The following is a 14596-nucleotide window of genomic DNA, read 5'->3' on the forward strand; positions in this document are numbered from 1 at the left end:
GGAATCCGAAAAGCCGCAAGCTTCCGCCTGCGGCTTTTTGCGTATATTCGATCGATTCGAGGTTCCGATTCCTGCTTCGTTTAAGCCATCCCGGCATTGAATCCTTCGATCGCGGCCGATACTTCTCTCGGGTAAAGAGCCGTGAAATCGGGCGAAAAACGCTTCATCAGTTCGGACGAATCGTATCCCCAACCCGCCGCGATCATCTTGATGCCCGAACGCTGACCGGCTTGAATGTCGCGCAGTTCGTCGCCGATATAGAGCGCTTCGTTCGGCTTAAGCTTATTGTCCCGCAGGAACGAATGAATCGCGCGATGTTTGCCGAATAAGCTGAAACAAGAACGGACTTGGATGAATTGATGAATCTCGTGATGGCGGAGGAACGAACGGATATTGCTCTCCAAGTTGGACGAGATGATGCTTAACTGATAACCTTGTTCGTTCAAGTCCCGGATCAGATCGCCTACGCCGTCTTTGAGTTCGAGCGTCTTGATCTTGCGGCGATATTGCGAGAATAACTGAATGCCGAGAAAAGGCAGCCGATACAGCGGAATCCCCAACGTCTTCGAGCGTTCGCGTACGGACTGACCGGCAAACGGTTCTGTCTCGTCGTCGCTGATCGCCCGGTATCCGTGCTTGGCAGCCAAGCCGTTGTACAGCTCGACGATAAGCGGGCGGGAATTGACAATCGTTCCGTCGAAATCGAAGATCACGTGCCGAATCATAGTCCATACCTCCTTCAGAAATGGGGTCCTGCTTTTTAAGCGTTTTCATGATATATGATTATTATAACGGATTTCGTCGTCGAAAAATAAAGATTTCTTATCATTTTGCAAAATTTAAACGGAATTTAAACAAAAAACGAACGAATAGACGCTCCGAAAGCTCGGATGGCCTATTCGTTCGTTTGCGTCAACGCTCTTATTCAAGGCCACAATAAACCGTGTTCCCATTCTCCTTCGCCGCCGCGTCGATATTGGACGCGAGCGTGTTTGCGTCCCGGATCGGCCTGCCAGAACTCCGCTTCGTCGATCTCGAGCGCGTAGAGTCTCCAAGAAGGCGAAGCCAGATTCGGATCTTCTTTCAATTTCTCCCGGCATTCGGCCAATTCCGTCTCCAGTTCTTCTTCGCTGCCGAGCGGCCGACTCTGCTTGCCGGTAAGGGCGACCGCTCGGGCTTCGAGCGAACGTCTGCGGAAATCTTCGGCGCCTTCGTCCGCTCCCGTATCGGCGACCGTTCCGCGCAGCCGGATCTGCCGTCCGAGCGCCGGCCAATAGAGATTCATCGCCGCGCCCCGATGATGCCGAAGCTGAAGGCCTTTGCGGCTCTCCGTGCCGGAAGCGAAAAAGAACGTTTCGCCCTGAACGTCCTTAAGGATCAGCGTCCGGGAATCCGGTCGCCCTTCTTCGTCTACGGTGGAGAGCGTGACCGCATGCGGCTCCGTAATCTCTTCGCGCAGCGCTTCGGCGAACCAGTCGAGGAACAGCTCGCCCGGTTTCTCCGGAAGCTTCAACGTGTCGAAACTTCCGAACGGTCCTTCCAGCGATTTCAGCCCTTTGAACAGCGGGTTGCGGTTATCTTTCTTCGCTTCGCTCATCCGCTACACCAGATTGCTGAGCGTTTCGTAGTCTTCGTCGCTCAAGGTCAATCCGGCCGCGGCGACGTTTTCCTCCAGATGAGACAGCGTCGACGTGCCCGGAATCGGAAGCATGACCGGCGAACGGCGCAGCAGCCAAGCCAGCGCGACTTGAGCGGGTTTGGCGTTCAGTTTCTTGGCGATTTCGTCGAGCGGACCGCCTTCTTTGGCCAATTGGCCGGTCGCCAGCGGGAACCACGGAATAAACGCGATGCCGCCGGATTCCGCTTCTTCCAGCACGTCTTCCGCTTTGCGGTTGGAGAGGTTATAGAGATTCTGCACCGAGACGATATCCGTGATCTCGCGCGCTTCGCGAAGCTCCTCGACGCTGACTTCGCTCAGACCGATATGCCGGATCTTGCCTTCTTTGCGCAGCAGCTCCAGTTCGCCGAGCTGTTCGGCCAGCGGCACTTTCGGGTCGATCCGGTGCAGTTGGAACAGATCGATCCGTTCGACGCCCAAGAATCGGAGACTCATCTCCGCCTGCTGCCGCAGATATTCGGGTCGTCCGACCGGACGCCAATCGTTGGGACCCGAACGGGTCAAGCCCGCTTTGGTCGCGATCACGAGATCGTCCGAATACGGATGAAGCGCTTTGCGGATCAGCGGCTCGGCCACGACCGGACCGTAAGAATCCGCCGTATCGATAAAGTTCACGCCCAGTTCGACCGAACGCCGAAGAACGCGCACCGCTTCTTCGGGATCTTTCGGATCGCCCCAGACTCCGGGTCCGGTCAATTGCATCGTGCCGTAACCGAGCCGGTTGACCGTCATGTCGCCTCCGATCGTGAAAGTACCGGAATCGGCGGCCGTAACGTTGGTATTCGTCATCATGCATGCTCCTCTCGTAATGAAAGCTGTCCTTTTCTCATTACCCTCGGCAAGCTGACGACAATCGGACTTCGGATGAAAGGCCTACGGTTCGGTCCCGCATTCCTTTTGCCGGAGCGTCTTAACCCGAGATCAGACCGTACCTGACAAAGCTCGTATACAGTCCGTCTTCTTCGAGCGTGCCGGTCACGTGATCGGCGACCGCTTTCAGTTCTTCGCGGGCATTGCCCATCGCGATGCCGACCGCGCAGTAGCGGAGCATCTCCAGATCGTTGAGTCCGTCTCCGATCGCTACGGTGTCGCGGACGTCCCGGCCCAGATGAGCCAATACGTCGGCGATCGCGACCGCTTTATGCACGCCCGGTACGGTCAGCTCGCCGCTGTCTTTGCCGAAGATCGGCACCGTGCACTGCAGCACCTCGAATTTCCCGCCGAACTCTTCCCGAATGCGCTCGAACGGAACCCGGCTTTCCAGAAAACACACTTTGTTGACGTCGCTCTTGTACAAATCCGTCTCGTGATAAGTCAGCGTATCCAAGAACGGGTGCGGCGCGATCTCGAACTGCTGCTTGGCCCGCGGATCGTTATGGATATCTCCGTGGATCAAAAGGATCAAACGATCGCGCAGATTGCGGCTGGCATAGAGCCCGGCGTTGGACTCCAAGTAGAAGTCGATCCCGTTCGCTTCGAAAAAGTCGACCATATCCCGCACGTGTTCCGGCGACACCTGCTTATGGTACAGAACGTCGCTTCCCGATTCGACATAGCCTCCGCCCGCTCCGATCAGTCCGTCGAATCCGATCTCCCAGATAAAGTCGTAGATCTCCGGTTTGGACCTTCCGGTGCAAAGATAGAGCAGATGCCCGTTGCTTCGGGCTTCCCGGCAGGCGCGAACCGCCGATTCCGGCACCTTCCCGTCGTCGCCGACGAGCGTCCCGTCGATATCGATAAAAACGATCTTGGAAAAAGCATTCATGCGCATACAACCTTCCGGTGATGAAATCGGATCGTTCGATAGCTTGCTCGACTCCGTATTTCTACCGTACAGGCTGAAACGCGTTCCACGTCAAGCTTGATCGTTCACAGCAGCAAAGCCGTGCCGACCGCCAAAAAAGCGACGCCGAGCGCGATCGGGATACTCTGCCGCTTCAGCGTTTCCTTGCCGCTTAACAGTTCGAACCGCGCCGGATCTTCCGGGTCGTAATGAACCTGCACGTTCGCTCCGACCTCTTCGCCGCGCGCGGAAGTCCCGATACGCGACACTTCCTGTACTCGGCCTGTCGGCGTCTCGAACCGGACGACGGGATAATATTTGATGCCCGTGCTGCCTCGTTCTACCCCCATGTCCGATAATTCTTCGTAATCGACGATCGTGCCGTGCACCGTGTATTCGCTTTGCGAAAGTCTGCGCAGGCGCACGCGGGAGTAGATCCCGAACATGATAAAAGCCGCGCCGAGCGCCCAGAAGATCCATTCGCTTCCCGCTGTGTTCATTCGTTTCTCTCCTTCGACATTCGTTTTCGCTTATTTACCCGCCGTCACCGACCTTCCAACCACGAACCTTTTTTCCCGCAGCTTGATCCTCCTATCCGTAAAAGAACAAGAAAAGCCGGCCGAGAACGCCTCCTTAGGCGTTCTCGGCCGGTTTCGCGAAATTCAGGACTGCGGATTGCCTGCTTCGTTCCGCGCCCGTACACGGCCGGACAAGAGCGTTTGAAGATCGGCGTTCGGCAGCCGATCCGAGGGCAAGCGCTTCGAAGTTCAGTCGAATCGGCGCACAGCCGGCCAAGCTTGCTGCATCTTGGCGAGCTGCACGATCTGTCCGATATGATAAGCATCGTGCATCGCAAGCATCCGAAAATCCTCGCTCAGCGTATCGCCGCCTTTTTCCGACGGACGAAGAAGCGCCTCTTCGTCCGAGCTTTCCAGCAGAGCGCCGAGTTCCCGGTGCAGCCGATACAGCTCTGTTCGGGAAGCCTCCCATCCCGCTTCGGAAAGATCGTCGATCCCGAAGGTGGCCGTATTGTTTTCGACTTCGGGGTAATCGTCGGACTCTTTTTCTCCGCGCGCTTCCATCAACAGCCTTTTTTTGTAGAAAATCAGATGCCGCACCGTCTGGTGAATGGAATTCGCCGGTCCTTCCGACGGTTTCCATGCCGCCTGCTCCGCCGTAACGTCTTTGAGCGCGTGTTCGAGCGGGGGGAACCATTCTTCTTGATCCAGACAACTTTTCCAGAGTGCCGTCAGTATCCGATGCGAAAGATCTTGGTTTGCCATCGTCGCCGCCTCCTCGGGGTTCCAGTTCTCGGATGATTCTTCCTCTACGAACTGTTCACCCCGACGCGGCGTATTCAATCAAAAGGCGTTCGATCCGATCATAAGTATTCTCCGAGAATGACGTCCGTTTGATACGGCGTGACGCCTTCTTCCATGCCGAAAACGGTATCCGCTTCTTCTTCCCGGTAAGTCCGCGTGCCCCGTGCTTCGGCATGCAGGGCATAGAGTTCGGCAAGACTGGTCTTGCGCACATCGGAGAACGCGCGTCCGAGCAGTTCCAGTCCGGTCATGTTATGGTGCGCCGTGATCCAGAATCCGCGATTCTTCACGACGGCATCCATCCAGATCAATCGACGTTCCCGAAGATCGACGGCGAACGGTACGGCTTGCTGGGCATCGACCGTCAGATCGAAGCGGGATTCGACGGTACGCGGATCGTACGCTTCCCCGGAACGCCCGTCATAACGAATCATGAATCCGGCGAAACATTCCGGAAGCGCCGAGAACGGTTGGCCGGTGAAGCAGGCGATCTGCACCATCGCGTAACGCGCTTTGGTTTTTTGAAGTACCGCCGGGATATTCAAGTCTATGAATTCCGAAGCGCCTTTCGGCGCGTTCGTGATATCTCCGCTGTGCGCGCCGAAGTCTTCTCGCAAGTTATAGAAAGCCAACGTCTCGACATGGCCCCAGTTGTCGTCCAACAGCACGAGCGAAAGGTCGATATCCACGCGTCTGTCATGCGCCGCGCCGCTTCGCAAATTGGTCCACCAACAGAACAAGCGCAGAATGTCGCCTTCCGGAACGGCGACCCGGCTGCCGCGTGGCAGCGGCCGCAGCGCCGCGCTGGCCGAGCGGCCCGAGAACGGCACCGGAATATCCGCCAGGCGCGGGTCGATATAGACCCGGCCGAGCGGTTCCCGCTGCGCGAAGCGGGCGACCAGCTCCCGCTCGATGGAGCGGACAAGCCGCTCCGGCGCGGCCGGATCGAGCCGCGGCAGATTGTTATAGACGGCGACCACCTTGCCGATACTCCCCTTCGGGAAGAACACGCGATATTTCCGCGGCTCTGCGCGATGCTTGAAGTGGGCCAGCAGCTGAAGCAGCAGCGCAGCGGCCGGTTGATCCAAGGCGCGTTCGAACGCCGCCAAGATCTCTTCGGTTTGCTGCGGCTGCGTGCGCAGCAGGAAGTCCAGCCGGCGCGCCAGCTCGCCGGGGCGTTTCGCCAGCAGGGCGATCACCTCGGGATCGCGGAGGCGCAGCCCTTCTTCGGCCTTGCGCCGGAAGGTCGGGATCGACTTCTCGCGCCGCAGCCGCGAGAAAGCTTCGAAGCAGGCGGGATAACGGCCGCGCATCTCGCCCGGATGCAGGATCTCGCCGAGCCGTTTCCACAGCTCGCGGTAGAGCAGCATGTCTTCGAGCGAAGCTCCGCTTTTCTCCAGCAGACCCAAGAGCAGACGGCGTTCCGCGCGTTTGAACTTGCGGAAGCGGTAGAGCGGGACCGGCTTGCCCGTCTCCGGTTCGATCTCGTGCTGCATACCCTGCATGAGATTATAAGGATTGGCGGCCGGGCGGCTGAGTTTGGCCGTTTTCTTGGCCCATGACAAGCTGGTATCGAGACCGGACAATCCCGCCGCCAGACGAAGAACGTCCGTAGCGGTCGAGAAATAGGCAGACAGCCGGTAAACGTCGGCCAGTCCTTCTTCCAACAGGATCGAAGCGACGTAAGCCGCGTTTTCTTTGAACGGGATCGAATCGGGCAGCAGCCGATCGAGTTCGATGCCCGAACGGAGCGAGTCGGATACGTCCGCCTTGTCTTCGTCGGACAACGAACCGCCAGAGCCGATCAGATTGCGGATCATGCGCACGAATTCTTCTTCGGTTCCCGGTTCGATCGGTTTGGTTTTCTTGCGTACTTTCAATTCGGGTCTTGTTTCTTTCGGCGTCTCCGGCAGAATGCCGAGCGCGTAATGCAGTACCGCGCGCAGATACAGCTCCGCGTCACTGGCTTCCATCACCTGCTCGGGGAAGTTCGGATACATCGGCGCGTACTTCACGTGATCGCCGGCCATCCGTCGCAGCGTAGAGACGATCAGATCATGCAGTTCGGTCAGCGATTCCCGGTTCATCACCGAGGCCGCTTCCAACAGCTCGGGCGAGAACGAATAGCCGAGCCGTTCGATATTTTTGTGCAGCGCCGCCAACAGCCCGGGTTCGGACGCCGGCGTATCCGTCACCGGCAGAACCAGCTTCTGCGAGCGCCGCAGAAAGATTCGGTTAAGGGTTTGACGCGCCTGACGCGCATCGGTACGGATTCCGTTCATCATGACGCCTCCCTGCAAATCGAATATTCGCGAATAAGAAAAGCCGCAGGAGAGCCGGAATGCTGGGATCATTTTGGAGGATAGAAGGAAGCGTTCCGATAGCCTGCGGCTTTGCGATGACTTTAGCTTACCGGATCTCGCGAAGTTCCAACATGGCGAAAGTATGGCGAAACGCGGTTTAAGATCAAAAAAACAAGCCTCCTGAAGGAAGCTTGCGCGCAAAGCCGTAAATCACGAAGTCAACGTTTTGATTCGGTGTACCATTTTGCTGCGGCGGCCCAACATCAATTCGACCGGTTCTCCGGCGGCGAAGTGTTCCGGCTTCTGATCTGCGGAGATGACGCAGCTCTGGTGTTTGCCGTTATCGAGCTTGACCCAGACCTGATTCCGATGACGGCTCGCGACCGTGCCGCGCGCGGTGCGGAAATCTTTGCGGATCAAGTCCATGATCAGCATGAAGAGAACGACGGCCGCAGCGATTCCGGTAATGCCGAAGACGATCACCAGCACCTGATAACGGTCGTCTCCCCAGCGTCCGAATACTTGTCCCGCCGCTACGGCCATGAGCATTGCGGACAACAACAGCGAAGTTTTCATTTGCATCTGATACAGCTCCTTTTCCGGACTGCTCGTTACGCCTCACGCGAACATATCGCTCATATCCCGTTTGGCGAAGGAAAGCGGGACATCGCGGGTATCCAAGAAAGCAAAGAACAGCGTCGCGGCTTCTTCCGCATCGAACCGTTCATTCTCTGCTTGTTCCTGTTCGGTCCAGTCGGTCCGCGACGGTTCGTGCCCGATCGCGTAATGCCGGAATCCGTTTTCGTGCGGCACGCGAATCTCGACGATCAGCGATTCGTACGAACCCGCGCACTGGATATCGTTGTTTCTTATGTATTCGACAGCAAAACGGTTGAACAGAAAAAACCGCAGGAGAGCCGAAACGCTGAATTTAACCGGCCCGTCGGGCTTGCGCCCCCGGTTTCCGGTTCCCCAAGTAGAAGGAAGCATTTCGATAGCCTGCGGTTTGATCACTTCTTTGATTTTACACCATTTCCCAATCGGCTTCAAGCAGTTCGGAGTTCAGCATGGCCGCGGTCATCGATCCGGCCGCGACCGCCGCAGCCACTTGATATTTCTGCGACGCTCCGTCGCCCGCGCCGAAGACTCCCGCCGTATTGGAACGACCGAACTCGTCGACGATCATCGCGCCGGAATCCGCCGTATCGCATCCCAAGACGGTCGGCAGATCGGACCCGGGTTCCAGCTTGGGAGCGAAAAAGATTGCCGTGCGTTCGATTTCCGTGCCGTCTTCGAGCACGATCGAGCGCGTCTCTCCCTCTTCCGACTCGATTCGGCGAATCGCCGTTTCGAATACGGGAATGCTTCGACGCGCCAGTTGTTCTTTGTCGTCGTCCGTCAGTGCCTCTCCGTTCGTGAACAGCGCCAGATCGTTTGTCCAACCGGAAACGGTCCGCGTCAGATGCATGCCGAACGCGCTGCCCGCGATAATGGCGATTCGCCGATCTTGCATTTCCCAACCGTCGCAATACGGACAGACGTAAGCGCTCTTGCCGTACACTTCGTCCAATCCTTCGATCCCGAGCGGAAGATCTTTCATACCCGTAGCAAACAATAATTTGCGGGCTCTGTAGGATTCGCCGCTGTTCGTGCCGATCACGAATTCGCCGTCGCTCCCTTCTGCGCGAACCGCCTTTTCTTGAATAAAATGTACGGTCGGATACGCGGCAATCTGTTCGCGCGCCACCTTTCTCAGGTCGGACGGCGAGACGCCGTCCCGAGTCAAGAACCCGTGCGATTCGCGCGTGACCAGGTGCCGGGGCATCGCTTCGTCGATCACGAGCACGCTGCGCCGCGCCCGGCCGAGTACCAGAGCCGCGCTCATGCCTGCCGGCCCTCCTCCGATAATGATGACATCGACTGGCTTGGAATCGGACATCAGCTATTTCCCCTTTCTTTAATGACCATAATAGATATTTTATATCCTTGATTGATCCAAAAAAATTGCTTCTCTCGCCGATCTGCCCGTTTTCTCGGGTTTACGACCTTGCGAGAAGAAGCGAGATTGTTCCTATCAAGGACTTTACATATCTATAATATTCGTAATGATTCCGATTTGTCAACCGCTCTTTTTTTCGATGACCGGTTGTTTGGTCTGTATCCGGTGTTTCGGATCGGTTTCGACGGTTTTAGTGTTTGTTTTTCTGCTTTTTTGGTTTTATTATTGTGAATTTTTCATATGATGAATTTATTTTTAATCGCATAAAAAGTTAAACTTTCGCTGTCCAATCGGACCGCTTTGCCCTCGCGTTCGATTTCGAACGTTAGCGGTTTGGCGGCCGACGTTCGGATCTTCCATGCTTTTCCGTAAACGGACGTTAATATAGTTTTCGCTTCTTCCGTCGTCAGATTCAGTTCAAGCGTCGGCTCCAGAATCTCCCCGGCTCGAACAATCCGTTTCGTTCGTAGCAGCGTTCATGGTATTCCTGTTCCGAGCGCCGAATCCGTTTCAATCGCTCGGTTTCGGACGTCGTTTGATCTCCGCGCTGCATTGTCGATCCCCTTCCGTTTCTCCGGAACGTCTAAGCGATCCTATTTCAGATAAAAATCGTAACGTACCGTTTCGTGCGCCCGGGAGAACTTGCTGAATACGAACGCTTTGTCCGATCCGTCATAATGCGCGAATACGGATACCGGCCGCAGATGAGGCACTTTGCATTCTACCAGAGCTTTGAGATCTTCCGGGCGGTCCATATAGACTTGGAAATACGATTGCACGAGCTCGAAGCCCATCTTGTCATACCAATCCCGTACCCACCGATCGTCGCGCGTCCACGCTTCGAGATACTGCATGCCTGCGACTCTGGCTTTCTCCATTGCTTCGAATAACAGCTCGCGGCCGATTCCCTGCCTGCGGTAATCCGGATGGACGGCCAGATGCCAGATCATGGCGCCTCGCATGTCCGGGTTCGAACAGACTTCGGAAGGCTGCGTGTCCAGCTCCAGATCGATCAGTCCGACGACCGCTCCGTTCTCTACCGCTACCAGCTCGACCGAGGGGCGCGCGTAATGCTCTTTTTCTTTTAAAACATTGTCGTAATAAGCCGTATCCAGAAAAGCTAACACCCGGCATCTCAGCCAACCGGTCTCGTCTGCGGGTTCATAAGGTCTGATGATCATAAGAAACTCTCCTTTGCTATAAGGTCGCTTGCCTTAACTGTATCATAACAAGACAGGCTTTTGCCGCGTGATTTCGAGCAGGTTTCGCAAAAAAAGAGGCATCTTCCGCTGCGGGAGGATACCTCTTTTCTCGAACATCGCACTATGCTTCGACGCACGGTTCGCGATGTTTATTTGGCGGACAACAGACTCTCGGTAATAAATTTCAGCTCGCCTTCCAGCGACATCGGATCGTTGTACGTGTCCGAAGTCGCGTCCAATTGGAACACATGTCCCGCTTTGACGGCCGGAAGGTTCTTCCAGATGCTGTTGCCGTACACGATCTGCGGATCGGTATCGTCGCCCGACCAAGGGCTGGTGAAGATGATGTCGCCCGCGTATTCCGGCAGCAATTCCAGCGAGATCGAAGCAAAGCCCGTTCCGCTGTCGATCGCTTCCGCCTGAGCTTTGGCAGGAGCTTTCAGACCGAATTCGCCGTACAGGATCTCTCCGCCGCGTCCGTAGTTATGCCCGAAGACGTATACGCCTTTCGCGTAAGGATTGAGAATGGATACGGTGCGGTCGCCGACGGCCGCTTCCACCTGCGGTTTCAATTCGGCGATTTTCTTGTCCCACTGCGCGACCCAGTCTTTGGCCGCGTCTTCGCGGTTCGTCAGTTGGCCGAGCAGCAGCATCAGATCTTTGTAATTATGTTTGCCGTATTCGAGTTGGACCACGGGAGCGATCGTCGACAGTTGGTCGATGCCTTCTGTCCCTTTGTAGACGATGATCAAGTCCGGTTTGAGGCTCAAGATCGGCTCTGCCGTCGGCGTGTCGCCCAGATCGGTCGTCCCTTCGGCTTGCAGCTGTTCCTTGATGTATTTGTTGTTCATCGCTCCGGAGAGCGCGCCGACCACCGGCGCGTCGAGAGCGACGAAATAGCCGGTCGTGAAACTGGTCAAATCGACGATCCGTTTCGGATCTTTCGGGACCTGTACGTCGCCGGCGTCCGACTTGTAAGTGACCGTTTCGCCTTCCGCGGCGGTTGCGTTTTCGGCCGGCGTTTCCGACGTTTTGTCCGTTTCTTCGGACGCGTTTGCCGCTTTATCGCTCGAAGCTTGCGTCTCGGCAGCCGCCGCGCCGGTCTTCGCCGACTCGTTCGTCGCGGTCTGGCCGCAGGCGCTCAGCACGAGCATGACCGCCAATGCAAGCATCAGCAGGATTGAACCGGATTTCTTAAACAAGATGAACCCACCTTTTTTCTTTGATATTGAGAATCGTTATCCTTGATGGGGCTTCGTACGTCGTCGCTCGTAATCGTTTGGGCGACCATAACGCTGTCATATCAGTAAACCTCAAAATTGCATCAACGCTAGAAAACGCCGCTCGTCGGTGAATTTGTGATATTTGATGTGACACTTCTTAGCTCCAAATGAGATTGATTATCATTATTATAACAGGCAAGGGATTTACCGTCTACAAAAAAATAAGCCCGCCGATGTTTTCGACGGGGACCAGTGCTTCTGGATCTCTTTTATTGTACCAAGCAAACAAGCGTCTAGTCGAGTTTGGGCTTTTCTGGTATTGTTGAGGAAAATGGACTAGGGGGAAGAAGTTTGAATTGGGATTTGTTTCATTTGATCTATTTTCTGGCGATGAATTTTATGATTTTAAAACTACTCACAAAGGTTTTTCTAATGATTGGCTCTATAGCATCATTCATACTACCATTTCGAATCAGAGGATACTTGACTATATCGCTGCTCGCCGTAACTTACTACGTTATAACCAGCTTCACTGCGATCATAAACAAAAACGTTGGAGACGGATCTCTTTATTTCACTATAGTAGCGCTCGTTTTCCTGCTCATAGAAATCGGATCTGAAGCTCTCATTACTGGGGTTAAAGCGCAAAAAGAGAATGACTTCGATTTATATCGAATGTTTAAGGTTCGATCTTGGTTCGTCTTCCTGAGCGCGCTTTATTTCATTTATCTTCAATTTGACCTAGCACCTGCACAAAACAACGATATTGCGCTTTATTTTGTAGAATTCCTAACTATGATGAATTCAATTCCAATTTTCAGCTTGATTCTGGTTATATCAGCTCCTATTTATACGGCTTGGATGATAATCCGGGCTTTCAATGCCTTAAGGTTTTTCAGCGCAAGAAGAGCATAAGCAAAAACAAGCCCTGCCTTAACCGGCAGGGCTATTTGTTTATTCAATCGGCATGCCAGCAGCCGCGCGAAGGTGATTGGCTATAGCGTTATAGTGCTTGGCCTGATCTGGATCACCAGCGTCGCGTGCGGCGTACCATGCTGGCGAGAGCCAACGGAAAACGATCTCTTGCACGTTCGACTTATGCAGCTTAACGGCTGCCACCAGCGGCCGCAGTTGATTGTCTACGCCGCCTGCCGATCGTAGGTTCACGGCGAGCCGGTGGAAGTGGTCCGCCTCCGGCTGTTGCTTGGCTGCACGCGCCGCAGACCAAGCGGGCCGAACGTATTTATCTATCAACTCAGTCGCTACAGCGACCGGCAGCGTCGCAAAGTCCGATTCTGCTGGCTTCGGTGCCGGCGCTGGCGAAGGCACTACGCTGACAGCTATCTCAGCGACGACGTCCACGATCAGATCCTTGAGCGTTCGCCCGCCGATCTTGAGCGCATTGTCGCAGTCAATTTTGCGCGCGGGGTCCAATTGTTTGTGGCTTGGGATGAACAGGCGCGGAGCTTTGTTCCATTTCGTGCAGCAGAAGGCCAGATACCAGACAAACCTTTTATAGGCCGCCTCGAAATCGATCCCGCCGCCGTAGCAAAGCTCTACGCCGATCGCCGCGTCATTGGCGTTATAACCGAAACGTTCGTTGTCGGTCGTTACGTTATAGAGCACGTGCCATGCCTTTTCGCCGGGATCGGGTCCGGTACCGGTCGGGATGATCTCCAAAATCTGCTTGTCGTCGATGAAGGTATGTGCGGAAGCCGAACGTCCCGTCAATGTGTTGAAGTAGCGATAGTGATTCTCCGCGTCTGCGCCGGGATTGCCGGTATCGTGCGCGACAAAAAAAGCCGGCACTCCGATGGTTAACCGGAGGCCGGGCCTGGTGTTGGAGCGCTTGGCGATGTAGCAGCGCTCGATATTGTATTTGCTCAGGTTCAAGGTGTTTCCTCCATCTCGGCCATCTAGACCGTCTTGTTGTCTTCTGGGTCCGCTGCGGCTGTTTCCTCGGCTACCTTTTCCTGCTTGACGATATCCGGTTGTGCTTCCGGAATCAGTTGCGGATTCTCCTCCACCTTGCTTTTGCTCTGAAAGATGTGAACAGCATTGAGCAGAAAGTCTGGCATAGGCACGCCGATCTTACCCATATTTTCGATGACGGAGAGCAATTCGTTCGCGAGGTAAAAGAAGACGACGGCATCCCAGAACATGTGCAGCTCGCCCAATACGCCGTCGATCAAGTGAGCGATCGCAATTACAGCAAACAAAGCCACCTTGCGCGCAATCCCGATGTATCCGACCCGGCTCTTCAGCTCGCCTCTCGTCCACGCCGCCGCCCAACCGGTTGCAAAATCTACGATGACAAGCACAAGCAGTAGTACCAACATTGCGTTCAGCCCTCCAAAGAAGAAGCCCGCTACCGCTCCCATTCCCGCAGCGACCGCCTTCGGTATAATTTGTTCCCCCATATATCTATCTCCCGTCACATAAAATGAGCCCCCGGATCGCTCCGAGGGCATAAAAATAGCCGCAATCCGTGAGGATGCGGCTTACTCGGCGGCCAGAATCTCATCAACATAGATACGAATTTTCGGCGAGACGTCTTCCAACGCCAAGCGATCGGCAATAATCAGGATCGCCGCGTTTCCGGCGAGCTGCCGGAGAAGTTTTTCGGACATAAGTAGTTCACCTCCCTTCAATGCGAGCCAGACGCCGAAGCGGTAGACCGCCGTGTAGATACGCGCGCGCATCGCTACATGCCGCCGAGTATGATTTCGGCCAGACCGTTGATCAACTTTTTATTGTCAAGATCAGCCTTTTCGAGCTCTGCAATACGCTCTTGCGCTTTCGAAAGTTGCTCATTTGGCGTAAAGAAATCCTTCGGAACAAACGAGACAAAGTTCCCTGAATCGATGTTCTGAACCGATACCAAGCGAAGGCCTTTGTCAGCTTGTTCATTGATAAGCTCCACCAACTGCTCCGATGACCCATCGTACGGCAACGTTTCTACGATCATGTTTAACCCTTCCTCTCATCAAGTAGCCGTTATATACGTTCTTGTAGCGTTCGCGATACCGATTGAGAAATCTTTATAATACGCTGCATAGGACAGGTTCGAAATATTGGACCACATC

At 55.1% G+C, this 14596-nt stretch carries 17 protein-coding genes; 1 reads left to right on the forward strand and 16 read right to left on the reverse strand.

Going from position 1 to position 14596, the window contains the following annotated elements; genetic code table 11:
- Nucleotides 1-80: 80 nt before the first annotated feature.
- From CDO73_RS03490 to CDO73_RS03545, 12 genes are all read right to left on the reverse strand, one after another.
- Nucleotides 81-725 (reverse strand): HAD-IA family hydrolase, encoded by a 645-nt coding sequence (locus CDO73_RS03490; RefSeq protein ID WP_088487095.1) that lies wholly within the window; start codon nt 723-725, stop codon nt 81-83.
- 200 nt (nt 726-925) lie between these two features.
- A complete protein-coding gene (locus CDO73_RS03495; RefSeq protein ID WP_088487096.1) occupies nt 926-1597 on the reverse strand; it encodes a pyridoxine/pyridoxamine 5'-phosphate oxidase in 672 nt (223 codons plus the stop codon).
- A gap of 3 nt (nt 1598-1600) precedes the next feature.
- Entirely contained in the window at nt 1601-2467 is an 867-nt protein-coding gene (locus CDO73_RS03500; protein ID WP_088487097.1) for an aldo/keto reductase, read from the reverse strand.
- Between the two features lie 121 nt (nt 2468-2588).
- The gene (locus CDO73_RS03505) at nt 2589-3443 is read right to left on the reverse strand and encodes a Cof-type HAD-IIB family hydrolase (RefSeq protein ID WP_088487237.1); all 855 of its coding nucleotides are present in this window, start codon (nt 3441-3443) and stop codon (nt 2589-2591) included.
- A gap of 104 nt (nt 3444-3547) precedes the next feature.
- The gene (locus CDO73_RS03510) at nt 3548-3961 is read right to left on the reverse strand and encodes a DUF3592 domain-containing protein (RefSeq protein WP_088487098.1); all 414 of its coding nucleotides are present in this window, start codon (nt 3959-3961) and stop codon (nt 3548-3550) included.
- A gap of 267 nt (nt 3962-4228) precedes the next feature.
- On the reverse strand, nt 4229-4744 hold the full coding sequence (locus CDO73_RS03515) for a DinB family protein (protein ID WP_088487099.1): 516 nt from the start codon (nt 4742-4744) through the stop codon (nt 4229-4231).
- Between the two features lie 98 nt (nt 4745-4842).
- The gene (locus CDO73_RS03520; RefSeq protein WP_088487100.1) at nt 4843-7065 is read right to left on the reverse strand and encodes a TerD family protein; all 2223 of its coding nucleotides are present in this window, start codon (nt 7063-7065) and stop codon (nt 4843-4845) included.
- A 231-nt stretch (nt 7066-7296) separates the two neighbouring features.
- Complete coding sequence (locus CDO73_RS03525) at nt 7297-7668, reverse strand: hypothetical protein (protein WP_088487101.1); 372 nt, start codon at nt 7666-7668, stop codon at nt 7297-7299.
- A 36-nt stretch (nt 7669-7704) separates the two neighbouring features.
- Nucleotides 7705-8076 (reverse strand): hypothetical protein, encoded by a 372-nt coding sequence (locus CDO73_RS03530; protein ID WP_143536058.1) that lies wholly within the window; start codon nt 8074-8076, stop codon nt 7705-7707.
- 34 nt (nt 8077-8110) lie between these two features.
- Nucleotides 8111-9025 carry an NAD(P)/FAD-dependent oxidoreductase gene (locus CDO73_RS03535; protein WP_088487103.1) on the reverse strand — a complete coding sequence of 305 codons (915 nt, stop codon included), beginning with the start codon at nt 9023-9025 and terminating at the stop codon, nt 8111-8113.
- 653 nt (nt 9026-9678) lie between these two features.
- Nucleotides 9679-10266: a GNAT family N-acetyltransferase gene (locus CDO73_RS03540; protein ID WP_088487104.1), complete on the reverse strand. Its 588-nt coding sequence runs from the start codon at nt 10264-10266 to the stop codon at nt 9679-9681.
- Between the two features lie 170 nt (nt 10267-10436).
- A complete protein-coding gene (locus CDO73_RS03545; RefSeq protein WP_088487105.1) occupies nt 10437-11489 on the reverse strand; it encodes an ABC transporter substrate-binding protein in 1053 nt (350 codons plus the stop codon).
- A gap of 372 nt (nt 11490-11861) precedes the next feature.
- Between CDO73_RS03545 and CDO73_RS03550 the strand changes: the two genes are divergently transcribed.
- Nucleotides 11862-12425, forward strand: a complete 564-nt coding sequence (locus CDO73_RS03550) for a hypothetical protein (protein ID WP_088487106.1) — start codon at nt 11862-11864, stop codon at nt 12423-12425.
- Nucleotides 12426-12464: 39 nt separating this feature from the next.
- Here the strand turns inward: CDO73_RS03550 and CDO73_RS03555 are convergent, their stop codons facing one another.
- The 4 genes from CDO73_RS03555 to CDO73_RS03565 form a co-directional block, all read right to left on the reverse strand.
- Nucleotides 12465-13403: a peptidoglycan recognition protein family protein gene (locus CDO73_RS03555; RefSeq protein WP_088487107.1), complete on the reverse strand. Its 939-nt coding sequence runs from the start codon at nt 13401-13403 to the stop codon at nt 12465-12467.
- Nucleotides 13404-13426: 23 nt separating this feature from the next.
- Nucleotides 13427-13930: a phage holin family protein gene (locus tag CDO73_RS03560; protein WP_088487108.1), complete on the reverse strand. Its 504-nt coding sequence runs from the start codon at nt 13928-13930 to the stop codon at nt 13427-13429.
- A gap of 81 nt (nt 13931-14011) precedes the next feature.
- Complete coding sequence (locus CDO73_RS26390) at nt 14012-14212, reverse strand: hypothetical protein (RefSeq protein ID WP_143536059.1); 201 nt, start codon at nt 14210-14212, stop codon at nt 14012-14014.
- A gap of 2 nt (nt 14213-14214) precedes the next feature.
- Nucleotides 14215-14478, reverse strand: a complete 264-nt coding sequence (locus tag CDO73_RS03565) for a hypothetical protein (protein ID WP_088487109.1) — start codon at nt 14476-14478, stop codon at nt 14215-14217.
- Between the last annotated feature and the right edge of the window lie 118 nt (nt 14479-14596).

It is taken from the genome of Saccharibacillus sp. O23 (genome assembly GCF_002205895.1).
Taxonomy (GTDB): Bacteria; Bacillota; Bacilli; order Paenibacillales; family Paenibacillaceae; genus Saccharibacillus.

What these genes read in the sequence shown, in the direction of transcription:
- CDO73_RS03565 (WP_088487109.1), bottom strand. Translation starts at nt 14,478, where the DNA reads ATGATCGTAGAAACGTTGCCGTACGATGGGTCATCGGAGCAGTTGGTG.
- CDO73_RS03535 (WP_088487103.1), bottom strand. Translation starts at nt 9,025, where the DNA reads ATGTCCGATTCCAAGCCAGTCGATGTCATCATTATCGGAGGAGGGCCG.
- CDO73_RS03515 (WP_088487099.1), bottom strand. Translation starts at nt 4,744, where the DNA reads ATGGCAAACCAAGATCTTTCGCATCGGATACTGACGGCACTCTGGAAA.
- CDO73_RS03560 (WP_088487108.1), bottom strand. Translation starts at nt 13,930, where the DNA reads ATGGGGGAACAAATTATACCGAAGGCGGTCGCTGCGGGAATGGGAGCG.
- CDO73_RS03520 (WP_088487100.1), bottom strand. Translation starts at nt 7,065, where the DNA reads ATGAACGGAATCCGTACCGATGCGCGTCAGGCGCGTCAAACCCTTAAC.
- CDO73_RS03495 (WP_088487096.1), bottom strand. Translation starts at nt 1,597, where the DNA reads ATGAGCGAAGCGAAGAAAGATAACCGCAACCCGCTGTTCAAAGGGCTG.
- CDO73_RS03530 (WP_143536058.1), bottom strand. Translation starts at nt 8,076, where the DNA reads ATGCTTCCTTCTACTTGGGGAACCGGAAACCGGGGGCGCAAGCCCGAC.
- CDO73_RS03525 (WP_088487101.1), bottom strand. Translation starts at nt 7,668, where the DNA reads ATGCAAATGAAAACTTCGCTGTTGTTGTCCGCAATGCTCATGGCCGTA.
- CDO73_RS03490 (WP_088487095.1), bottom strand. Translation starts at nt 725, where the DNA reads ATGATTCGGCACGTGATCTTCGATTTCGACGGAACGATTGTCAATTCC.
- CDO73_RS03500 (WP_088487097.1), bottom strand. Translation starts at nt 2,467, where the DNA reads ATGACGAATACCAACGTTACGGCCGCCGATTCCGGTACTTTCACGATC.
- CDO73_RS03540 (WP_088487104.1), bottom strand. Translation starts at nt 10,266, where the DNA reads ATGATCATCAGACCTTATGAACCCGCAGACGAGACCGGTTGGCTGAGA.
- CDO73_RS03505 (WP_088487237.1), bottom strand. Translation starts at nt 3,443, where the DNA reads ATGAATGCTTTTTCCAAGATCGTTTTTATCGATATCGACGGGACGCTC.
- CDO73_RS03510 (WP_088487098.1), bottom strand. Translation starts at nt 3,961, where the DNA reads ATGAACACAGCGGGAAGCGAATGGATCTTCTGGGCGCTCGGCGCGGCT.
- CDO73_RS26390 (WP_143536059.1), bottom strand. Translation starts at nt 14,212, where the DNA reads ATGCGCGCGCGTATCTACACGGCGGTCTACCGCTTCGGCGTCTGGCTC.